The organism is Burkholderia sp. YIM B11467 (assembly GCF_052952715.1).
Genome location: NZ_JBQVSQ010000003.1, coordinates 461,748 through 483,247, shown reverse-complemented (window position 1 = coordinate 483,247; position 21,500 = coordinate 461,748). Strand labels below are relative to the sequence as shown.

Annotated in this window: 22 protein-coding genes, 1 tRNA gene and 1 riboswitch; of the genes, 12 read left to right on the top strand and 11 right to left on the bottom strand. The window is 68.0% G+C overall.

From position 1 onward, the window contains the following. Positions 1-26 precede the first annotated feature (26 nt). The gene (locus ACTRWB_RS14265; RefSeq protein ID WP_446902268.1) at positions 27-1,355 is read left to right on the top strand and encodes an aminotransferase class I/II-fold pyridoxal phosphate-dependent enzyme; all 1,329 of its coding nucleotides are present in this window, start codon (positions 27-29) and stop codon (positions 1,353-1,355) included. Further along, positions 1,352-2,026, top strand: coding sequence for a GNAT family N-acetyltransferase (locus ACTRWB_RS14260; protein ID WP_446902267.1), 675 nt, complete (start codon positions 1,352-1,354; stop codon positions 2,024-2,026). Before ACTRWB_RS14265 ends, ACTRWB_RS14260 begins: the two co-directional genes overlap by 4 nt. Before the next feature lie 21 nt (positions 2,027-2,047). Here ACTRWB_RS14260 and ACTRWB_RS14255 read toward each other — a convergent pair whose 3' ends face one another. Together ACTRWB_RS14255 and ACTRWB_RS14250 are read right to left on the bottom strand one after the other, a co-directional pair. Continuing rightward, positions 2,048-2,881 carry a class II glutamine amidotransferase gene (locus tag ACTRWB_RS14255; RefSeq protein WP_129514740.1) on the bottom strand — a complete coding sequence of 278 codons (834 nt, stop codon included), beginning with the start codon at positions 2,879-2,881 and terminating at the stop codon, positions 2,048-2,050. 166 nt (positions 2,882-3,047) lie between these two features. Beyond that, positions 3,048-3,383, bottom strand: coding sequence for a carboxymuconolactone decarboxylase family protein (locus ACTRWB_RS14250; protein ID WP_048242899.1), 336 nt, complete (start codon positions 3,381-3,383; stop codon positions 3,048-3,050). Between the two features lie 129 nt (positions 3,384-3,512). On the opposite strand from ACTRWB_RS14250, the gene ACTRWB_RS14245 reads away from it, so the two are divergent. The 10 genes from ACTRWB_RS14245 to ACTRWB_RS14200 all read left to right on the top strand — a co-directional run bounded on the left by ACTRWB_RS14245 (position 3,513) and on the right by ACTRWB_RS14200 (position 14,349). Continuing rightward, the gene (locus ACTRWB_RS14245; RefSeq protein ID WP_446902266.1) at positions 3,513-4,457 is read left to right on the top strand and encodes a cupin domain-containing protein; all 945 of its coding nucleotides are present in this window, start codon (positions 3,513-3,515) and stop codon (positions 4,455-4,457) included. 103 nt (positions 4,458-4,560) lie between these two features. Next, a complete protein-coding gene (yiaA, locus tag ACTRWB_RS14240) occupies positions 4,561-5,004 on the top strand; it encodes an inner membrane protein YiaA (RefSeq protein WP_412022419.1) in 444 nt (147 codons plus the stop codon). Positions 5,005-5,143: 139 nt separating this feature from the next. Then, complete coding sequence (locus tag ACTRWB_RS14235) at positions 5,144-6,211, top strand: glycosyltransferase (protein ID WP_446902265.1); 1,068 nt, start codon at positions 5,144-5,146, stop codon at positions 6,209-6,211. A 50-nt stretch (positions 6,212-6,261) separates the two neighbouring features. Continuing rightward, entirely contained in the window at positions 6,262-7,278 is a 1,017-nt protein-coding gene (locus ACTRWB_RS14230) for a hypothetical protein (protein WP_446902264.1), read from the top strand. Beyond that, positions 7,275-8,024: a hypothetical protein gene (locus ACTRWB_RS14225; protein ID WP_129513806.1), complete on the top strand. Its 750-nt coding sequence runs from the start codon at positions 7,275-7,277 to the stop codon at positions 8,022-8,024. Before ACTRWB_RS14230 ends, ACTRWB_RS14225 begins: the two co-directional genes overlap by 4 nt. After that, on the top strand, positions 8,021-9,178 hold the full coding sequence (locus tag ACTRWB_RS14220) for a hypothetical protein (protein WP_446902263.1): 1,158 nt from the start codon (positions 8,021-8,023) through the stop codon (positions 9,176-9,178). Before ACTRWB_RS14225 ends, ACTRWB_RS14220 begins: the two co-directional genes overlap by 4 nt. Next, positions 9,175-9,792, top strand: a complete 618-nt coding sequence (locus tag ACTRWB_RS14215; RefSeq protein ID WP_446902262.1) for a phosphatase PAP2 family protein — start codon at positions 9,175-9,177, stop codon at positions 9,790-9,792. The genes ACTRWB_RS14220 and ACTRWB_RS14215 overlap by 4 nt, the downstream gene beginning before the upstream one ends. Further along, a complete protein-coding gene (locus ACTRWB_RS14210; protein ID WP_446902261.1) occupies positions 9,789-10,736 on the top strand; it encodes a fatty acid desaturase family protein in 948 nt (315 codons plus the stop codon). The genes ACTRWB_RS14215 and ACTRWB_RS14210 overlap by 4 nt, the downstream gene beginning before the upstream one ends. A gap of 43 nt (positions 10,737-10,779) precedes the next feature. Next, positions 10,780-11,934, top strand: a complete 1,155-nt coding sequence (locus ACTRWB_RS14205; RefSeq protein WP_446902260.1) for a beta-propeller fold lactonase family protein — start codon at positions 10,780-10,782, stop codon at positions 11,932-11,934. A gap of 78 nt (positions 11,935-12,012) precedes the next feature. Then, positions 12,013-14,349 carry a hypothetical protein gene (locus ACTRWB_RS14200; protein WP_446902259.1) on the top strand — a complete coding sequence of 779 codons (2,337 nt, stop codon included), beginning with the start codon at positions 12,013-12,015 and terminating at the stop codon, positions 14,347-14,349. A 248-nt stretch (positions 14,350-14,597) separates the two neighbouring features. Here ACTRWB_RS14200 and ACTRWB_RS14195 read toward each other — a convergent pair. The 9 genes from ACTRWB_RS14195 to ACTRWB_RS14155 form a co-directional block, all read right to left on the bottom strand. Continuing rightward, positions 14,598-14,674: transfer RNA gene (locus ACTRWB_RS14195), tRNA-Lys, on the bottom strand. A 111-nt stretch (positions 14,675-14,785) separates the two neighbouring features. Next, positions 14,786-15,535 carry a tol-pal system protein YbgF gene (gene ybgF, locus ACTRWB_RS14190; protein WP_048242890.1) on the bottom strand — a complete coding sequence of 250 codons (750 nt, stop codon included), beginning with the start codon at positions 15,533-15,535 and terminating at the stop codon, positions 14,786-14,788. Between the two features lie 19 nt (positions 15,536-15,554). Continuing rightward, entirely contained in the window at positions 15,555-16,067 is a 513-nt protein-coding gene (gene pal / locus ACTRWB_RS14185; RefSeq protein WP_446902258.1) for a peptidoglycan-associated lipoprotein Pal, read from the bottom strand. 17 nt (positions 16,068-16,084) lie between these two features. Beyond that, on the bottom strand, positions 16,085-17,380 hold the full coding sequence (gene tolB, locus ACTRWB_RS14180) for a Tol-Pal system beta propeller repeat protein TolB (protein WP_446902257.1): 1,296 nt from the start codon (positions 17,378-17,380) through the stop codon (positions 16,085-16,087). 111 nt (positions 17,381-17,491) lie between these two features. Beyond that, positions 17,492-18,529, bottom strand: coding sequence for a cell envelope integrity protein TolA (gene tolA, locus ACTRWB_RS14175; protein ID WP_193097706.1), 1,038 nt, complete (start codon positions 18,527-18,529; stop codon positions 17,492-17,494). Beyond that, positions 18,526-18,975 carry a protein TolR gene (gene tolR, locus ACTRWB_RS14170; RefSeq protein WP_034182823.1) on the bottom strand — a complete coding sequence of 150 codons (450 nt, stop codon included), beginning with the start codon at positions 18,973-18,975 and terminating at the stop codon, positions 18,526-18,528. Before tolR ends, tolA begins: the two co-directional genes overlap by 4 nt. 10 nt (positions 18,976-18,985) lie before the next feature. After that, complete coding sequence (tolQ, locus tag ACTRWB_RS14165) at positions 18,986-19,663, bottom strand: protein TolQ (protein ID WP_129513815.1); 678 nt, start codon at positions 19,661-19,663, stop codon at positions 18,986-18,988. Between the two features lie 130 nt (positions 19,664-19,793). Beyond that, positions 19,794-20,279 (bottom strand): tol-pal system-associated acyl-CoA thioesterase, encoded by a 486-nt coding sequence (ybgC, locus tag ACTRWB_RS14160; protein WP_129513816.1) that lies wholly within the window; start codon positions 20,277-20,279, stop codon positions 19,794-19,796. Positions 20,280-20,385: 106 nt separating this feature from the next. Further along, on the bottom strand, positions 20,386-21,132 hold the full coding sequence (locus tag ACTRWB_RS14155; protein ID WP_412022408.1) for an SDR family NAD(P)-dependent oxidoreductase: 747 nt from the start codon (positions 21,130-21,132) through the stop codon (positions 20,386-20,388). Between the two features lie 180 nt (positions 21,133-21,312). Continuing rightward, a riboswitch (ZMP/ZTP riboswitch) is annotated at positions 21,313-21,413 on the top strand. The last annotated feature ends 87 nt before the right edge of the window (positions 21,414-21,500 follow it).

Here is a 21,500-nt window from a genome sequence, read left to right as displayed (position 1 = left end):
CTTTTCGAGATACAGCGAAGGAAGCAATGGCACTGGGAGAGCATCTTCGCCAGCAACTGGCGGCGAAAGCCCTGAAACGGCAACTGGAACGCGCGACCGATGCCGCCGCGGCGCCTGGCGTACCCGGCACGCCGGCTGCGCAGACCGCGTCGGCCCGCAGCCGCTTCGAATCGATGCCGCAGTATCAGCAGGTCCGGATCATGCGCGAGATGGGCGAGAAACTGCGGGTCGACTCGCCGTTTTTCCGCGTGCACGACGGCGTTGCCGGTGCGACGACGCAGATCGGCGGCCGCGAATACCTGAACTTCGCGAACTACAACTACCTCGGCCTTGCCGGTGATCCGGCCGTGTCCGCGCGCGCGAAAGCCGCGATCGACCGCTACGGCACGTCGGCATCCGCGAGCCGGATGGTCGCGGGCGAGCGCCCGGTGCAGCGCGACCTCGAGCGCGCGCTGGCCGCGTTCTATGAGACCGACGACTGCGTCGCGTTCGTGAGCGGCCACGCGACCAACGTGACCGTGATCGGCGCGCTGTTCGGCCCGGGCGACCTGATCGTCCACGATGCGCTCGCGCACAACAGCATCGTGCAGGGCGCGCAGCTGAGCGGCGCGAAGCGGCTGAGCTTCGCGCACAACGACTGGCAGGCGCTCGACGACCTGCTGTCGCGCGTGCGCCGCGAATACCGGCACGTGCTGATCGCGATCGAAGGGCTGTACAGCATGGACGGCGATTTCCCCGACCTGCAGCGCTTCGTCGACGTGAAGACGCGCCATGGCGCATTCCTGCTGGTCGACGAGGCGCATTCGCTCGGCGTGCTCGGCGCGACCGGCAAGGGCATCCGCGAGCATTGCGGCGTCGCGCCCGACCAGGTCGACATGTGGATGGGCACGATGAGCAAGACGCTGGCCGGCTGCGGCGGTTTCATCGCCGGCTGCCAGCCGCTCGTCGACATGCTGCGCCATCTGGCGCCGGGGTTCCTGTACAGCGTCGGGCTGGCGCCGACGCTCGCGGAAGCGTCGCTGGCCGCGCTCGAGCGCCTGCAGGCCGAACCGGCGCGCGTCGCGCAGCTGCAGGCGCGCGGGCGACAGTTCCTGACCGAGGCGCGCGCGGCAGGACTGAATACCGGCACGAGTGCCGGATATGCGGTCGTGCCGGTGATCACCGGCAGCTCGCTGAAGGCCGCGCAGTGGGCGAATGCGATGTTCGACGAAGGGATCAACGTGCAGCCGATCTTCTATCCGGCCGTCGAGGAAAAGGCCGCGCGCCTGCGCTTTTTCATCTGCTCGACGCACGAGCCGGAGCAGATCAGCCGGACGGTCGCCGTGTTGGCGCGGCTCGCGGGACGCACCGCATGACGCAGGCTGCCGCGGTCGCACAAGCGGTCCCGCACGCTGGCGAGCGTGTGCATTTTCGCGCGGCCGGCGCGGACGATGCGGCCGCGTGCGCGCCGCTCGTGTTCGCGTCCGGCGTGGCCGAGTTCGGCTTCTTTCTCGGCGAAAGCGACGCGCGCTGCGTCGCTTTCCTGCAGCAGGCGTTCCGGTCGCGTTTTGGGCGCTTCTCGTGGCGCCGGCATCGCGTCGCGGTCGGAGAGGACGGCACGGTGCTCGCCGTGATGGCGATTCACGACGGGCAGCGGACGACGTTCGACGACGTGCATGTCGTGTGGGCGCTCGCGCGCTGCTTCGGCGTGCGCCGCACGATCGGCCAGTTGTTGCGCGGGCTGATCCTCGAAACGGAAATCCCGGCGCCGAAGCGTGCGCAGATCCTCGTGGCGCATTGCGCGACGGATGAGCGCCAGCGTGGCACGGGTATCTTCAGCGCGTTGTTCCGCGACGCGCTGGACGCCGGCGCGTTGCCGGCCGACGGCGGCCGCGACATCGTGCTCGACGTGCTGACCCGCAACGCACGCGCCCGCGCGTTGTACGAGCGGCTCGGGTTCACCGCGCTGCCGCGGCCGCGTGCCCGCTCGCGCCGGCTACCCGCAGAGCTCGATTCGATCCGGATGCGGTTCTCGCGCGGCGCCTGACCGCGCGAACAGCGCCGGCTGCTACTTGTGGCGCGGGCTGAACGGCCGCTGCTCCACGTCGGCGCCGTGCGCGACGATCGCCGTGCCCTCGGGCACTTCCTCCCACGCGCCGCTCAGGTCGACGAGCGGCTCCGACACGACCATGAACGCGTCGTCGCCGGCTTCGGCGATGCGCGGGTTATGCGGATACAGTTCGTGCAGGTGCTTGAACGACGTGCTGTGGAACAGCGAACGCGATTGCCGTTCGCTGGAATAGCGCACCGCGATGATCCGTTCGCCGTCGGTCGCGCAGATCGTCATGTTGAGCGGGTCGGCCACGCGATGCCGCGCGGCGGTTTCCTCGACCACGCCGACCATCCGTTCGAGCGCCGGCAGCGGCATCTGCTCGAGGCCGTACGTCAGCGCGAGGCGGAACATCAGCTCGGAATCGGTCGAGCCTTCGAGCGTCGGGAACAGCGCGGGATCGACCTTCATCGTCAGGTCGCGGCGCAGCTTGTGGAAGTCGCGGATCAGCCCGTTGTGCGCGAACAGCCAGCGGCCGTGGCGGAACGGGTGGCAGTTGGTTTCCTGCACGGGCGTGTCGGTTGCCGCGCGGATATGCGCGATGAACATCCGCGAGCGAATCGCACGCGCGGCTTCGCGCAGGTTGCGGTCGTTCCACGCGGGATGCACGGAGCGGTAGCGGAACGGCAGTTCGTCGGGGTGCCCGTACCAGCCGATGCCGAAGCCGTCGCCGTTGGTGGTCGTGGCACCCAGCTCCGAATGCAGGCTCTGGTCGATCAGCGAATGCTTCGCGCGGAACAGCACGGTCTCGAGATGGATCGGATTACCCGTATAGGCGAGCCAGCGGCACATGGAGCGCTCCTTCACGATGGATCGTTCGCGCATGGTAGCCGACTTCGCGGCGCATCCGCGTCCGGGTGCGCCGCCGAATCTTCATACAACGCGTGCCCGCACGCGCGCTGCGCAACCGCCCGGCCAGACGGCCGGGCGCCACGCAGCAGTCGTCATGCAGCGGCCGTCACGCTCCGTCGCCGAGCGCGTCCATCACGCGCGCCGAATAGACGAGCGCCGCGCCCGCATTCAGCGCAATCGCGACGCCGAGCGCTTCCGCCACTTCTTCCTTGGTCGCGCCGTGCTTCGCCGCTTCGGCCGTGTGCACGGCGATACAGCCGTCGCAGCGCGTGGTGACGGCCACCGCGAGCGCGATCAGTTCGCGTGTCTTCGCGTCGAGATGGCCCGTCTTGGCGCCGGCGCCGGACAGCGCCTTGTAGCCGGCCAGCGTATCGGGCGACAGCTTGGCGATCTCGCCGATGCGCGTCGAGAGTTCCTTCCGGTATTCGTTCCAGTTCAGCATGATGCGTCCTTTCGAGTAGAGGTGAGGAGGGCGGCGGGCGCCGCGATCTCGGGCGATGCAGGGCTATTCTGATCGCTCGCGCTGAGGGTTTCGATACGCTAGAGTGTCAATTTTTAGCGCGATCGTCTCATGGATGCGTTGAGTCAACTGCTGTCGCTGGGCCGCAGCCATGTCGAACTCGACGTGCGCTGCCTGCTCGACGGGCCGTTCGCGATGCCGCACGACCCATTGCCGCCCGGCGAGGCGGCGTTCCACCTGGTGCTGGCCGGAACCTGCCGGCTGCGTACCGCCGACGGGCGCACGCTGCAACTCGACGACGGCGATTTCGTGCTGCTGCCCGCGGGCGGCGCGCACGACCTGCTCGATGCGGGAGCCGGCCGGTCGCGGGCCGTCGCGCCGCTGCACGAATCGGGCACCGGCGGCGCGGTGCTGCCGGTCAAGTCGAATCTCGACCCGGCCGAACCGGGCGGCGCGAGCGTGGACCTGCTCTGCGGGCGGTTCGTCTATGCGCGCGGCGCGGGCGAGCTGCTGATGCGCACGTTGCCGCACGTGCTGCACGTCGGGTTGCGCGAGGCGTCGGGATTCGCGCCGCTGCAACTGCTGACGAGCGTGCTGCGCACCGAGGCATCGAATGTGCAGCCCGGCGCCGGTGCGATCGTCAACGCGCTCGGACAGGCGCTGCTCGCGTATGCGTTGCGTGCGTATGGCCGCGGCGCGCGCGTGCCGTCCGGCTGGCTCGCGCTTGCGGCCGACGCGCGGCTCGGCCCGTCGGTCCAGGCCGTGCTGCAGGCGCCGGAGAAGCCCTGGACGGTCGAGTCGCTCGGCGGCGCGTCGGCGATGTCGCGCGCGACGTATGCGCGGCATTTCCGCGAGAAGGCCGGGATGAGCGTCGGCGCGTTCGTCGCGCAGATCCGGATGATGCATGCGTGCGCGCTGCTGCAGGACACGCAGCGCGGGCAGGCGGAGATCGGGCAGGCGGTCGGCTACCAGTCCGAGGCCGCCTTCGGCAAGGCGTTTCGGGCGGTGCTCGGCACGACGCCGGGGCGCTGGCGGCGCGCGCAGCGCGAAATGTAAGACTGCAAGTGCGGCTGTCTTGGCGCGTGCCAAAGCTGCTACCATGCGCGAAACGCAGTTCAACGAAAACGATTTCGAACAAGAAGAAAGAGAGGGCAAAGTTATGAACCAGACCAGCATCCAGCAGCCGTCGTTCGCGTTCGTGGCCGCATCGTGGGCCGCGCTGCTCGCCGGCTTCGCGGCATTCCTGATCGGACTCTGGAACGCCGGCATGCAGCTCAACGAGAAGGGCTACTACTTCACCGTGCTGGTGTTCGGCCTGTATGCGGCGATCTCGCTGCAGAAAAGCGTCCGCGACCGCGCGGAAGGCATTCCCGTCACCGGCATCTACTATGGCCTCAGCTGGATCGCGCTGCTGCTGTCGATCGCGCTGCTGATCGTCGGCCTGATCAACGCGACGCTGCAGTTGAGCGAAAAGGGCTTCTACGCGATGTCGTTCGTGCTCGCGCTGTTCGGCGCAGTGGCCGTGCAGAAGAACACCCGCGACCTGCAGAGCGCGAAGCCGCGCTTTACCGACTCCGATTCCGCGTCGTCCGTCCAGGAGTGACGGCCCGCGAGGCGGGCGCCCACGAGGCCGCCCGTTTCGCGATGACGGCCGTGGGCGAACCGCATTCGCCGGTACGCCGCGGACTCCCCGCCGATTCGTTTCATCCATGCCGGTGCGCATGACGATGGAGATATTCAGGATGCCAGACCTCACAGAAGAAACCGCTTCGCGCACGCGCGCGGCCGCCCGTTCCGTGGCCGCGAGGGCCGCGTTCGTGCTGGAGACGAACAATCTGCGCGGCGGCGCCGGCCTCGCGCAGGCCGTCGACAGCCTGAAGCGCCTCGTCGCGGCGCTGTCGAAGCAGACCGTGCCGTCGGCGGCACTCGCGCAATGGATCATCACGCACGATGGCCTGCCTGCTGACGCGTGCGCGCAGATCGCCGCGCTCGCCGGCCGCCCGATCGACTTCGTCGAGATCGGCGCGAGCACCGGCTACTACGATGCGAAGAACGATGGATTCGACCGCGTCGACGCGGAGCGCTGCGACATCGTCGTGTTCGGCGATGCCGATTGCCGGCCGGCCGACAACTGGCTCGAGCACCTGCTCGCGCCATTCGCGCGCGACGCGGGTGATGCGCCCGTCGCGGTGGCGGGGCGCACCAGCTATGCGCCGAACGTGCTCGGCACCGCGCTGACGTCGATCGACTTCATGTATTTCCCGAGCCCGCTGCGCGACGGCGCGACGCGCAATTTCTACGCGAACAACGTCGCGTTCCGGCGCGACGTGTTCGCGTCATTCCGCTACGAGCCGCTCGATGGCGTCTATCGCGCGCATTGCCAGGTGATGGGGCTGCGGATGCAGGCTGCCGGCGTGGCCATCGAATTCGCGCCGGACGCCCACACCGAGCATCGGCTGCCGGACACGCAGCGCGAATCGCTGAAGCTGCGCTGGATGCGCGGCGAGGACAGCGTCGCGCTGACGCCGTATCTCGTGAGCGCGTATTTGCCGCACCACTGGCAGTGGTTCGGACGCAGCGGCCCGCTCGCCCCGTTCTGCGTGATGGCGATGCGACTCGGCTACAGCCTGCGCGCGCTCAATCGCCAGCAACTGCCGCGGCTCGGCGCCGCCCGCTATCTCGCGGCGGTCGGCGTCACGATCGTCGCGTCCGGCGTCGATACGCTCGGCGCGATCGCGCGCGGTTTCGGCCTCACCGGGCGCGCATCGGCCCGGCGCGATCTCGAAGCGCTGTCCTATCACCGTCATTGACACGGCGCCGCCACGACCGCCGACACCCTGCATCCATCCCGACGACGACCATGCCCTCACTCGCCACCCGTGTTGCCTGCCTCGCCCTGTTTGCCGCCAGCGCCGGCGTCCATGCCGCGCCGGTCGATCACGCGGGGCGGGGGATCTACCACTTCGCGTCGCAAAGCGGCTGCCCGTTTGCGAGCACGGCCGCGACGGACTGCAATCGCGTCGCGCTCGATGCGCCCGACGTTCACGCGAGCATCGATACCGACGCGCATGCGATCGTGTTTTCGAGCGATGCGAATCGCCGCACGAAGGACGTGCTCGGCGACGTGCTGTTGCAGGGCACGGGCGTCGACGGCGACGGCCGGCGCGTGCCGTTGAGCGTGCACGTGCTGCTGCGTCGCGATGGCGCGAAGTGGGACCGCGACGTGTACGTTCATGCGCCCGTGCGCGGCAAGTTCACCGATGTCCGGATCGATCCGTATCGTGTGCGCGTGAAGGAGGGCGACGGCGAGCGCGACATGCTCACGCCGGATGAAACGCTTGCGCTGTTCGCGCATCCGTCGCTGGCATCGCGGCTCGCGCGGCATCTCGTGAAGGTGAGCGCGACCGATCCGAAGCAGCCGTCGGCGGACGACATCACGATCGCGCTCGGCGTCGGCGGCCTGACGAAGTCGGTCGCGCGCGCGAGCTTCACGTCGAACGCACCGCACGATGCCGACGTCGATCGCGCGCTCGCGTCCGGCACGTGGTCGATCCGTTTCGATGCGCTGAGCGATCACATTCCGGTGTGGGTCGCGCAGCGCGAGCTGTTCCTGTTCGGTCTCGACGGCAGCGCACTCGTGAAGGACGTGCGCGCGCGCGGCTTCAGGAAGAACGACCGGATCGAATTCGGCGCGCGCGACGGCACCGGCTATCTGCGTGTGAACGGTCATGAGGAGGCATTCGCGGGCGCGGCCGCATCCGCGCATGCGTTCATGCAGGAAAGCTTCGTTGGCCTGATCCTCGGCTGGCGTCGCGATTCGGCTGCGGCTGCGGCGGCCGCGACGAAATCCGCGTCCGCACGAGGCGTGCCCGCATGACTTCGGCGCGCGAACTGCCCGCTTCGCCGCAGGCATCGCACGGCGAGCGCTTCGACTGTCTCGATGCGCCCGTGCCGCGCGGCGTGGCGCGGGCACGTGCCTATCTCGTCGATCGCATCAAGCGGGCGGCGCTCCGGCGGCTGCATCGCAGCCCGCATGGCGAGCGCTGGCTGTTGCGCATGTACCTGATCGGCGAGGAAGCGACCGAGTGCGCGCTGCACGAGGACTGGACCGGGCAGCCGCCGGACTGGCTTGCGCCGCGGATCGAGCAGCATCTCGCGGACGAGCACCGCCACGCGGCCGCGTTTGCCGATGCGCTGCGTGCGCGCGGCGTCGTGCCATCGACGGCGCCGCACGAACTCGACTGGCTGAGCCGGCGCAAGATCATCCGATGGCGGCGGCTCGCGCAGCGCCATGCGCCGCACTTCGCGCAAGGCAAGCTCGTGCCCGCCTATGCGGCGGGCCTGTGTGCGGAACAGATGGCGATGCGCGTGCTCGCGCGCCACTGCGAGACGATCGGCGCGGCGCATCCGCTGTATCCGCTGTTCGCGCGCGTGCTCGCCGACGAGACGCGGCACGTCCGGCTCTGCTCGGACGCACTGCGCCGTCTCGTTGCACCGTCCGAAGCCGCACATCTCGCCGCGTTGCTGGACGAGATTCGCGCGATCGAGGCCGGCTTCGGCGTGACGGGCGCACTGGCGCTGTACGCGGCCGGCTGGCTCCAGTCGCTTCGTCCGCACGCATGATGCAGCGGATCGTCTATCTCGCGACGGCCGACGCGCGCGGCCACCTGATGCGTGCGCAACTGCTCGTGCATGCGTTGCGCGCGGCCGGTGCGCAGGTCGACGTGCTGACGACGTCCGATGCGGGGCAGGCATTCCTGTCGGCATTCGGCATCGACGCGGCCGTACTGTCCCGTCACTACGCGGTGCAGTTCGACGAACGGCAGAACATGCTGCGCGACGCGACCGATCGCAACGTCGCGCACTACGTGTTCAGGCCGACGCGCATGTTGCGCGACATCGCGCGGCTGCATGCGATCGTCCGCGATGCCGATCTCGTGATCAACGACTCGTTTCATCCGGCGCTGCTGTTCATGGGCGCGGTGCCGGGCTGGCGGCGTCGCATCGTTCACGTGTATGGCGGCAGTCTCCGCCGCGCGTTGACCGCGAACTTCGACGAGCGGCTGCCGCGCGCGCTGGCGCGTGCTTTCGCGCGGATCGTCGACTGGCAGATCGATTCGGCGCTGGGCTGCATCGAGCACGACTTTGCGTACGACGTCCCCGACGATGCACCGCGCTCGCACCTGCATTGCCGGCTGCCGACGCCGGTACCGGTCGCCGCCGAACTGCCGGCTTCGGAACTGGCTGCCGCGGCCATTTATCTGAACCCGAACTTTCGCGATGTCGCGATTGCCGATGCGCTGTCGGCCGGGATGCGCGACGCGGGGCTCGCCGCGCACCGCGTGGGCGAGGGCTACGCCGGGCACGACGGCTGGAGCGGCGTCGACGCTGACTGGCCGACGCGCGCCGCACATGCGCCGCTGATCGTATCGGCGCCGGGCATGGCCGCGCTGTCGATCGCGCGTGTGTATCGCCGTCCGATCCTGCTCGTGCTGACCGATCAGCCCGAGCAGGTGAGCAACGCCGCACGCGCGGCACGGCTGCAACTCGTGCATCGCGTCGTCACGTGGCGCGGCGATGCGGCCGCGTTCCGGCACGAAGTCGGGCAGGCCGCAACCGAGCTGATGCGCGATCCCGGTACGCCGGCAGGAACGATCGCCGGTCGCGAGCATGCGCGTGCGCGCGTCGATGCATGGACGTCGCGCGTCCTCGCGTTGCGCCCGCGGGCGCAGGCGATCGACGCCGATACGCGATGCGAGGCGCCGGCGCCGCGATGAACACGTTGTCGATTCGAGACGAGCGCCGGCTCGATATCCGGCAGATGCTGGCCGCGATGTTCGGCATGGTTGCCGGCCTTGCGATCTTCCTTTTGCTGGAACGCGGCGTCACGCCGCGCTATGTGTTCGCCACGGCGATCGATGCGCGGATTCCGTTCATCGCGTGGTCGTGGGCCATCTATGTCGGCTTCTTTCCGTTCGTGATTGCGCTTGCCGCGTATGCACGGCCATCCGCGTTCGCCGCGTTCAAGGAGGCCGCGCTGATCGCGTTCGTGCTCGGTGTCGTGTCCTTCCTGCTGTTTCCGGAAGCGGTGCCGAGGCCGGATGTCGCGGAGATCGGCAATGCGTTCCTGCGCCAACGTCTTGCGCGCATGTGGCAGCTCGATGTCGCGGCCAACGGTTTTCCGAGCCTGCACGTCGCGGTGACGTGCCTTGCCTGCCGGATGCTCGCGGAGCGGCGCCGGATCGTGGCAACGGGAATCGGGCTGCTGATCTGTGCGTCGACGTTGACGCTCAAGCAGCATACGGTTGCCGACGTGCTGGGCGGCGTGGCGCTCGCGATGGTCAGTGCGCTGTGGGTCGAGCGCCGTTCGCTGCGCAGGAGGCTCGCTTGACGGATGCCCAGGTTCATCACGCCGGATCGAACGCCGAGCTCGCGCGGTTCGTGCCCGATCCCGCGCTGTTTCGCGTGAACGCGTCGCGCATCGGCGCGGCGCTGGCAGGCGACTGGCTGATGATTGCCGCCGCGTTCGCGGTTGCGATCGCATTCCCGCATCCGCTCGTGTACGCGGTTGCCGCGATCGTGATCGCGCGCAGCCAGCTCGCGCTCGCGGTGATGATGCACGAAGGCGCGCACGGGTTGCTGGCACGGAACCGGCGCGTCAACGACGCGTTGGGCCAGTTGTTTGCGGCCGGCCCGCTGTGGCTGTCGCTTCGCACGTATCGCGCGGGCCATCTGAAGCATCATCGCGCGCCGATGCAGTCGGACGATCCCGTCGCGCTGCTGTTCGGCGTTCACGACTATCCGGTGACGCGCGGGCGGCTGGTCGGCCGCCTGCTCGCCTACGCGTGCGGGATCGGCTACGTGACGAGCGTCGTGAAGCTCGCGCGCGGCGAATTTGCGCATGCGTTGCCGAAGGTCGGCAAGTCGCGCGCGTATACCGTGTGGGAAGTCGCATCGATGTTGGCCGGCAACGGCGTGCTGTTCGGCGCGCTCGCGCTGGCCGGGCATCCGCTGCTGTACGTCGCGTTGTGGATCGTGCCGTCCGTCACGCTGTTGCCGCTCGCCGGGCAGGTGCGCGCGATCTTCGAGCACGCGGGGCTGCCGGCTGGCGCGGACCAGAGCCGCAATGCGCGCACGATCGTCCGGCGTTCGTGGCAGACATTCCTGTTCGGCCCGCACGCGATTCATTTCCATATCGAACATCACCTGTTCACGCGGATGCCGTTCCATAACCTGCCGATCGTGCACCGGCAACTCGCGCAGCGGCAGTTGCTGCCCGACGGCAATCTGTACGCGGGATACGGTGCGGTGCTGCGCGACGTGAGCGTGCGCTGAGGTGTCATCCGGCGCCGCATGCCCATCTTCCAGGAGCAAAAAAGTGAGAGTCGATTTCAAGCCGCGGATCCTGCATCGGGCGGTGCTTGCCGTGGCGCTCGCGATGCTGGCGGCCGGCGCGTGCGCCCAGACGGACCCTGCGGCGGCAACGCCCGCGAAGACCGATGCGCCGGCCGTCATCGCGGTCGGTAGCGGGCCGGCCGGCATCGCGTTCGGGCCGGACGGCAAGCGCCTGTACGTCACCAGCAACAGCGACAACATGGTCGCGGTGATCGACGTGGCGGCCGGGCAGCGCATGCGCGATCTGGGCGATCGACCGGCGAAGCCAGCCAAGGATGGGTGTCCTGACAACTTTTGTCGCGGGATGGGGGCGACGGGCATCGCGATCGCTGCTGACGAACGCCATGCGTACGTCAGCTCGATGCGTCCCGATTCGCTGGCGCAGCTCGATCTCGACAGCGGGCGTGTCGATGGCGTCGCGAAGGTGCAGCGTTTTCCGCAGGCCGTCGCGGTGTCGCCGGACGGCACGCGCGCGTATGTGCTCAACGTGGTCGCCAATTCGGTATCCGTCGTCGATCTCGCGACCTTCCGCACGCTCGGCAAGCCGATTGCGCTGAGCGGCGGGAACGCCGGCAACCAGCCGTTCGGGCGGCCTGCCGCGCTCGCGTTGTCCGCGGACGGCCGGCGCCTGTTCGTCACGAACGACGTGGCGGGCGGCATCGATGCCTTCGATACGCAGACGCGCGCGCAGGTCGGCACGATCGCCGATGCCGACGCATACGACGTTGCGGTCGAACCGCGTTCCGGCGATCTGGTCGCGCTGTTTCGCGACGGCATCGCAGCCTATGACGCGAACACGTTGCGGCCGCGTCAGGCCGCGCAGTATTGCCGCGCGCTGACGAGCTATCACTTGGCGTTCAGCCCGGACGGCCGCACGGTGGCTTTCACGCTGCCGCAGGAGAACACCGTGCTGGTCGCCGATCGCGCGACGGGCATGCTGCGCGCGGCATATCGCACCGGCGAATGGCCGCTCGCGCTGACGTTCAGTCCGGACGGCAGCCGGCTCGCGGTGCTCAATGCGAGCCAGGACGGCAGCGTGTCGCTGTTCGATGTGCGCGATCCGGGGCGATTGGCCGACTATGTCGCCGCCAATGGCGAGCTGTTCTGCCAACCGGCTGCGCAAGCCGCGTCGCAGTGAACGACAGGAATCGTCCGGCTGGCCCGCGCGATGCGCGTACCGGCAGCCGGCGTGAATGGAACGGGTAAGGAGAAGAGGATGATCCGGAATGCGAACGGGTTGGGCGTGCGCATCGCGACCTGCGCGGCCGTGGCCGTGCTGCTGAGCGCATGCGGCAATTTTCCGCTGGCGGGCGGGCCGTCGCTCGAATGGGTAGCCGGCACGCCGGGTTCGGAAGGCAATCTCGACGGCACCGGCGCGGCTGCGCGTTTCGCCGGCGCCCTGCGGCTGCATGCCGATCGTGACGGTGGCGTGCTCGTGGTGGACAAGTACGCGTCGACGGTGCGGCATATCGATGCGCAGGGCCGTGTGACGACGCTGGCCGGCCGCAGCGGCGTGCGCGCGTATCAGGACGGTGCGTCGTCGGCCGCGCGCTTCGACCAGCCCGGTGACGCCGTGCGTGCGCCGGACGGCACCGTCTACGTGGCCGACGCCGGCAATTCGCTGGTGCGCGCGATCCGGCCGGACGGCACCGTCGTGACGGTCGCGGGCGTGCCGGGCAAGTCGGGCGACGCCGATGGCCCGCGCGGGGTCGGCCAGCTCGATCAACCGGACGCCATCGCGCTCGACGCGCAGGGCCGGCTCTGGACGCTCGAACAGTACTCGGGCCATTTGCGCATCGTCGGCGCCGACGGATCGGTCGCGACGTGGAAGCAGCCCGACGGCGATTGCACGCCGACGCGGATCCGCGCGATCGCGGCGAGCCCGGATGGCGCGATCTGGATCACCGACGGCAAGACGTTCGGCCGTGTGACGCCGACCGGCTATACGCCGCTGCCTTCATGCAAGGCAGCCGACGCGTCGGACGTGGCGGCGGCCGCGAGCGACGCAGCGGCCGCTGCCACGCGCGTGCCGCCCGAACCCGGCCCGGTCGCCGCGCTGGCCGGCAGCGTGCCGTTCATCGGCGCGGCGCCGGCGAGCGAGACCGACAAGAACACCGAAGCAAGCGACGCACACGACGATCCCGACTACATCGCACTTGCGTTCGATGGCGCGGGGCAGATGATCGCGGCCAGCGCACGTTCGATCGTGACCGTCGGCGCCGACGGCAAGCCGGGCGCGACCGTGCGCATCGCACAGCCGACGTTGCGCCGCGGCCGCTCGGACGATCGCGACCTGACCTCGCTGGCGATCGACGGATCGGGCCGCCGGCTGGTGACGACGGGCAGCGGCGAGGTCGTGCTGCAGGCAGCGCCGGACGGCCGCCTGCTCGCGTACGCGGGGGTGAGCAATCGCAGCGATGCGCTACTGGTGACCGACACGGCCGACGCGAAGGCCGTGCCGTTGCCGGGATCGGTCGACGACGACTTCGCGGTTGCCGCCGACGGCACGATCTACTACGTCGACCGGCTCGACGACGCGATCTACCGGATCGCGCCGGACGGCAAGGGCGAGCTGTGGGCAGGCGCGCCGGACGACAAGGGGCGCAGCGACGGGCCGCGCTTGCGTGCGCGCTTCCGCTATCCGTCGGGGCTTGCGCTGGATGCGTCGGGCAACCTGTATGTCGCGGACAGCGGCAATGCGCTGATCCGGCGCATCGATCCGCAGGGCAACGTGCAGACGGTGAGCGGCAAGGTCAGCGACGAGACGCGGGTCGACGGTCCGTTCGCGCAGGCGACGTTCTGGCGGCCGCGCTACCTGCGGTTCGACCGCGATGGCCGGCTGTACGTGCTCGACGACAGTCCGTATGTGGCGGGTCACGGCGCGAGCATCCGCCGGCTCGATTTCTCGACGGGAACGGTCGCGACGGTGGCGCGCGAGGCGCAGCAGTACAAGATTCCGCGCGAAGACGTCGAGCGTTTCGTCGCGAGCCGGCGGCGGCCGGGCAGCTATGAAGATCTGGCGATCGGCCCGCAAGGACAGCTCTACGTGCTGAGCCGCGATGTGATCTGGCAGATCGATCCCGCGACCGGCGCCCACCGGATCCATTTCCTGCCCGGGCCGTGGCCGGCCGCGGAGCACGCGTACTACGGCGCGCTTGCGAATGCGAAGTCGCGCGACGAGGAGGACCGGCTGACGAACAACCTGATCAGCTGCGACTGGACGTGGTGCATGCCCGACCGGATCGCGGCCGATGCAAGCGGTAACGTGTACATGAGCGACAGCGGGAACCATACCGTGTTGCGCATCGACGCGAAGGGCGATGCGGCGGTGATCGCCGGGCAACTCGGGTCGCGCGGCAATCGGCCCGGCGCGTTGCCGGGGTCGCTGAATCGTCCGTCGGGGATGGTCGTCACGCCGCACGGTGATCTGTTCGTCGAAGTCGGGGAGGCGGGAATCGTGCGGTTGCGCGCGCCGGGAGCAGCGGCGGGGCAGGTGCCGGTTGCGGCGGCGACGTCCGACGGGGCCGTGGCGGCGAATGCGCGTCAGCCGTGACGGACAGGGCGATTGTGGCTTGTTTGCAGGCGCGTGGGCCGTAGCGATGGCCGGTGCCGGGCACGAGCCGAAGGAAAAGGGGCTTGGCATTGCTGCCGAGCCTCTTTTTGCATCCTGCTAGGCGATGAGCCTTGAGTCATCAGGCGAGTCAGGAAGGATGCCGGATGCTTGCGAATTCGACGCGCAGAAAGCAGACGCAAAAAAGCCTCCGCGCGGGAGGCTTCAATTGCATCTATCAAAAAGATAGATGGTAGGGTGGGAGGGACTCGAACCCTCGACTCTCTGATTAAAAGTCAGATACTCTAACCAACTGAGTTACCACCCCACGTGCTCAAGCACTTCTCGAGATCCGCTGCGCTAACAACTAAGCCAACGACCCGAAGAGCAAAAGATTATAGCGACGGATTGTCAGGCCGTCAACAATCCGCCACGATAATTATTTGATCGTTTCGAGCTTGCCCTGTGCCGTCTGCGCCGCGTTCGACCCCGCGTACTGCGAGACAACCTGCTCGAACGTCTTCTTTGCGGCCGCCTTCTGGCCTTGTTCGAGCTGGTTCGTACCGATCGCCACGAGGGCGTCGGCCGCGCGCGGGTGCTGCGGGAACTTGCTGACGATCCCTTGCCACGTCGCGGTCGAACCGCGGTAGTCGCGCAGCGCGTATTGCGCGTTGCCGAGCCAGTACTGCGCGGTCGGCTGGTAGGGGCTCTGCGGATACTTCGCGATGAAGCTGCGGAACGAAGCCGCCGCCGCCTTGAAGTTGCCGTTGCGGAACTGCTGCTGCGCCGCGCTGAGCGCATCCGTCTCACCCGGCTGCACGGTGCCTTCGACGCCGTCGATCGTCGCCTGCTGCGGCTCGAACTTCTTGAGCCGCGTGTCGAGATCCTGGTAGTACTCCTTCTGCTGCCGCTCGAGCGTCGTCAGCCGGTTCGTCAGGTCCTCGTTCTCGCCGCGCAGCGTCGCGACCTGCTGGTTCAGCTGGTCGAGACGGCTGGTTTGATCGAGGATCGTACGCTGGGCGGCCGACAGCTGGCTTGCCAGGTTGTCGGTCTTGCTGCGCAGGTCGAGCACGGCGCGGCGCGCTTCGTTGTCGTCGAACACGCCGGCGTGCGCCGGCGCGGCCGACCACGCCGCGCCCGCGACGCAGATTGCTGCGGCGACGCGCAGCCAGGATACACGGTGCGTCATACGGCGATTCTTCCGTTACTTACTGTTGGTAGACGAGGTCGGCGCGACGGTTCTGCGCCCACGATGCTTCGTCGTGACCCGTTGCCTGCGGCTTTTCCTTGCCGAGGCTCACGGCTTCCATTTGCGAATCGGACACGCCGAGCAGGGCCATCGCACGGCGGACGGCTTCCGCACGCTTCTGGCCCAGCGCGAGGTTGTACTCGCTCGTGCCGCGTTCGTCGGTGTTGCCCTGGATCAGCACGTGGCGCTGCGGGTGGCTCTTCAGGTACTGAGCGTGTTGCTGCATCAGCGACTGGTAGTCGTCCTTCACCGAATAGCTGTCGAAGTCGAAGTAGATGCTGCGCTTCGCGAGCGGGCCGTTCGGGTCGTTCAGCGGATCGACGTTCACTTGCGCGACGTTGTCGGCGCTCGGCTGCGTGCTTACCGCACCCGCGTTGTTTGCCTTGTCGTCGAGCTTCACGCCCGACTTGCACGCTGCGAGCGCGCTGATCATCATCACGGCCAGGGCCAGACGAGCTTTATTCGACATCATGGTTACTCTCCTTGTGGTCATTGCATGAAGGGCCCCCACGACGGCTCACGAACGGAGCCGCCCTGGACGGACAGGATTTGCGGCGGCGCGCTGCCGTCGGAGGGCACTGCAGCCAGAACGTTGCGACCACCCGACTGGGTAGCGTACAGAAGGTACTGGCCGTTTGCCGCGAAGCTCGGCGATTCGTCGTGATTCGTGTTCGTGATGGCGTTCGCCGCGCCGGATTGCAGATCCTGAACATACAGCTTGAAGCCCCCGCCCGTGCGGGATATGTAGGCAAGCTGCTTGCCGTCCGGGCTCACGCGCGGACTCGTGTTGTAGCTGCCGGTGAAGGTCACGCGCTGCGCGGCACCGGCGCTTTCGCCCTGTGCGGGCATCCGGTAGATTTGCGGCGCGCCGCCGCGATCGCTCGTGAAGTAGATCCAGCGGCCGTCCGGCGAGTAGTACGGCTCGGTGTCGATCGAGCTGCTCTGCGTGAGACGGCGCAGGCCGCCGCCGTTCGCATTGACCGTATAGATTTGCGTATTGCCCGTGAGCGACAGCGCGACGGCGAGCGTGTTGCTGTCCGGCGACCATGCCGGCGCGCTGTTGTTGCCCTTCTGGTCGGAGACCATGTAGCGGCGGCCGGTCGGCAGGTCATGGATGTAGACGATCGGCTTCTTGCGCTCGAACGACACGTACGCGACCTTCGTACCGCTCGGCGACCAGGCCGGCGAGATGATCGGTTCGGTGCTCGACAGCGCGATGCGCGCGTTCTGGCCGTCCGAATCCGAAATCTGCAGCTGGTAGCGGTTACCGGTCTTGATCACGTAGGACAGGCGCGTGGCGAATACACCGCGCACGCCGAGCAGCTTCTGGTAGATGTAGTCGGCGATCTTGTGGCCGGCCGTGCGCAGCGTGGTGTCGGTGGCCGTCAGCGACAGGCCGCCGAGGCTTTGCTGCTTCACGGTGTCGTACAGGATGAAGTTGACCTTGTACTGGCCGCTCGCTTCGCGGTTCACGCTGCCGGCGACGAACGCATTCGCGCCCTTGGCCTTCCATGCGCCGAGATCGACCGAGGCGGTCTCGGGCACGGGCGTGCTGCCCGCGTCGATGTTGGTGAATTTGCCGCTGCGGGCGAGGTCGGAGCGGACGATCGACGTGACCTGCTGCGGCAGGCCTGCCTCATTCGCGAAATTCGCGGTGGCAATGGGGAACTGGGTCGACCCGACACCGGTGATCAGCACGTTGACCTGGGCGTTAGCGGCGCTGCCCGCCGTAATCAGACACGAGGCCACGAGTGCCCTGAAACCTAGCTTTGTCATCAAACTCATGCTTCTTGCTTCCCGTATGGCTTGGATCGCTGCGCAACCGCAGAGAGACAGTAAAAATACCCGATTCGTTCCCGTCTGACCGCGACGCACGGAGTGTAAGTGTATTTCCTTTCACTCCGCCGCCTTGAAGGTAATCGTAATGTCAGACGGGGTACGACCGTTAGAATCGGGCGGCAACGGGACCGACGCGTGGATCGCACTGACCACGGCTTGATCCCACCCCGAATTCCCGCTGGAGCGGGAGACCGATGCGCTCAATACGTCACCGGTCGGCGTGCACCGAATCTTGACGACGGTGGTCAGGCCTGTGCGCTCGCCGGCCCAGACGATGTTCGGCTTGACGCGGCGGCGCACCTTGTCAGCATAGCCGGGCGTGGCGGCATTGCCGCCGGAGCCCGTGCCCGTGCCGCTCTTCGCGAGGCCTTCGCCGCCGCCTTCGCCGGCGCCGGACAGGCCCTGCATCTGCGCGAGGCGTGCACTGCGTTCGCGATCGAGCTTGGCGTTTGCCGCCGCGTTAGCCTTCGCTTCGGCCTTCGCCTTTGCCTGGGCTTCCGCCTTCGCCTTCGCGGCCGCGTCGGACTTGGCCTTCGCCGCCTGCTGCGCCTCGAGCTGTGCCTGCTTCTGCTGCTGAAGTTTCTGCTGTTCGAGCTTCTGCTGCTCGGCGAGCTGCTGTTGCTTGAGCTTGTCGGCCTGCTTCTGCTTGTCGCGTTCCGCGGCCTTCTGCGCGGCGAGCGCGGCAGCCTGCTGCGCCGCGAGCTGCGCACGCCGGGCGTCGTCTTCCTGCTGGGCCTTCAGTTGCTGCGCGCGGCGCTGCTGCTCGAGCAGCGCTTCGCGCGCGGCCGCTTCCTGCTGCCGCTTCTTCTGCTGCAGCGCGATGTCGGCCTGCTCGTCGCGCACCGGGGGAGGGGGCGGCGCGACCTTCGCGGGCGGCGTCACGACGGGCCGCGGCGCGGCGACGTCGGGCACCTCGGTCCACAGCTCGGCTTCGGCGCCGGCCGGCGTGCTGTTCTGCCACTGCACGCCGTGATAGAGGAACAGCGCGAGCAGCACGTGCATCAGCGCGGCGAGCGCGAACGCGCGCCACGTGCCCCGCTCGCGGGGAGGCTGAGGCGGGTAGCCGGTGCCGCGCGTGGATTGCTGCGGGTTCATTGCGATTTGACGAGGAGACCGACGCGCTTGACGCCGCGCGCCTTCAGATCCGACATCACGGTCATCACTGCATCGTACTGCACGGTCTTGTCGGCCGCGATCACGACCGGCTGGTCCGGATGATCGGCCTGCCGGGCCGAGATGAAGCCGTCGAGCTCGGCCTTCGTCATCGTGTCTTCCTGGGTCGCGCCCGAGTCGCCCTTGTACTTGACGCTCATCGTGCGGTCGGCCTTGATGTTGACGACGACGGGCGGGGTCTGCTCCTGCGGCGCGGCATTGCCGACGGTCGGCAGATTGATGATCGACGGGGCGACGAGCGGTGCGGTGACCATGAAGATCACGAGCAGCACCAGCATCACGTCGATGTACGGCACGACGTTGATGTCGGCCATTGCACGGCGCGAGCGGCCGCCGCGCATGCTAGATCGGATGGGGCTTCCTGCCATGGCGCGCTCCTTACTGGGCCTGACGCTGCAGGATGTTCGAGAACTCTTCGATGAAGGTCTCGAAGCGGATCGCGAGGCGGTCGATGTCGTGCGCGTAGCGGTTGTACGCGACCACGGCCGGAATCGCGGCGAACAGGCCGATCGCGGTGGCGACGAGCGCCTCGGCGATGCCCGGTGCGACGTTCGCGAGCGTGGCCTGCTGCACGTTCGCGAGGCCGCGGAACGAGTTCATGATCCCCCAGACCGTGCCGAACAGACCGATGTACGGGCTGACCGAGCCGACCGATGCGAGGAACGCGAGGTTCGCTTCGAGCACGTCCATTTCACGCTGGAACGACGCGCGCATCGCGCGGCGGGCACCGTCGAGCACGAGGCCCGGATCGCTGATGCGCTTTTCTTTCCCCTTCAGGAATTCGCGCATCCCCGATTCGAAGATCCGCTCGAGTGCGCCGATCGTGTGGCGGTTGTTGGCCGCGCTCTGGTACAGCGCCTGCAGGTCGCCGCCCGACCAGAAGTCCTTCTCGAAGCGTTCGGTCTGCGCGCGCGCGCGGCGGATTGCAAACCACTTGCGGAAGATGAAGGTCCACGACATCAGCGACAGCAGCAGCAGCAGCCCCATCACGGCCTGGGCCAGCACGCTCGCGTTGAGGACGAGGGAAATGATCGACAGGTCTTGAGAAGTGTTCATAGAGGTTTGAGTAACGTCCCTTCGGGGCGCCCGGTATGCGTGTGGCGCGGCGCGCCGGCCATGCCTGGCGCCGAACCTTGCTTAGTATCGAATCAGGAAGGCAAGTTCATAGGCTTTGTCTAAACGGCGCTCATGCGAGCTTCGTTGACAATACAGTCTGCCCGGCCTCGATGACGGGCCCGCGGTGCAGTGCGTCGAGCACGACCGGCGGGATGGCCGCGGGCCGGATGCCGGTACGGTCGACGCAGCCGAGGCGGATGTGTCCGGCCACGAGCAGCGTATCGCCACACCAGGCTTCCTGCCTGAATTCCACCGATGCGCGGCCGATGCGTCCGGGCCGGCTCGTGATCGCCAGCGTGTCGTCGAGTCGCGCCGGCGCGCGGTAGTCGAGCGACGTGCTGCGGACGATGAAGATCGCGTCGGTATCGTCGGCGAGCCGGCGCTGGTCGATGCCACATGCGCGCAACCACTCGGTGCGGGCACGTTCGAAGAACTTCAGGTAGTTGGCATAGAAGACGATGCCGCCTGCATCGGTATCCTCGTAGTACACGCGCACCGGCCAGGTAAAGCCGGAAGGCGCTTCCGGGGGGCGGGTAGGCTGAGTCATGGCGCGCATTCTACCGGAAGGCGGGAACCGGATTCGTAACGGTTTCGTAACGGAATGTAGTACGACGTAGCACACCGCGGGCCGGCCGGAGGCGGCCCGCGGTGTGCCCGGTGTGTCAGCCGCGATGGATCGTGAGGCCGGCCGGCGCCTGGGCGACCGGCATCATCTCGATCGTGTTGATGTTCACGTGCGCCGGGCGCGTCGCGATCCAGTAGATCGTGTCGGCGATGTCCTCGGCCGTGAGCGGCTGGACGTTCTGGTAGACGTTCGCGGCCTTCGTGTCGTCGCCGCGGAAGCGGACGTTGGAGAACTCCGTGCCGCCGCACAGGCCCGGCTCGATGTCGGTGACGCGCAACGGCGTGCCGAGCAGGTCGGCGCGCAGGTTCAGGCTGAATTGTCGGACGAAAGCCTTGGTCGCGCCGTATACGTTCCCGCCCGGATACGGATAGGTGCCGGCAACCGAACCGAGATTGAAGATGTGGCCGCGGCCGCGCGCGATCATGCCGGGCAGCAGCGCGTGCGTGACCGTGACGAGGCCCGTGCAGTTCGTGTCGATCATCGTGTGCCATTCGTCGAGGCTGGCCTTTTGGGCCGGCTCGACGCCGAGCGCGAGGCCGGCGTTGTTGACGAGCACGTCGAGCGCCGCGAATTCGGCGGGAAGGGCGGCCGGCACGGCTTCGACGGCCGCGCGGTCGCGCACGTCGAGCTCGAGCGGCAGAAGGGAGTCGCCGAGTTCGGCGGCGAGCGCATCGAGACGATCCTTGCGACGCGCGGTCGCGACGACGCGGTGGCCTCCGTTGACGAAGGCACGGGCGATGGCGGCGCCGAAGCCGGCGGACGCGCCTGTGACGAACACGATCATTGCTGCTCCTGGTCGATGACGAAATAGCGTGCGATATCCCGCAAGCCTACTGAGATTGCCGCACCGCGGCAAGGCGCCAAAGCGTTTCGGCACGGGCACGTAGAGTCTGGCCCCAATTGCTTGGGGCGCACTGCCGTGCGGTTGCCTATTCATGACGCATCCAATACACTAACGCGCTCATCACCCCTGCGTGACTGGCGATAGAACCCTTCGGGTTCAAGGTGGAGCATCCCACCGTGAAGCGCGGGGCGCCGTTTTTGCCGTTCGCCTGGGCAGCCGTTGTGCGCCGTTGCGTGCATCGCCGGTGGCTGTCCTGCCTCGCGTCATACGGATTCTTCCGCCACGTCGAGCTGGTCCCGCCAGCAACG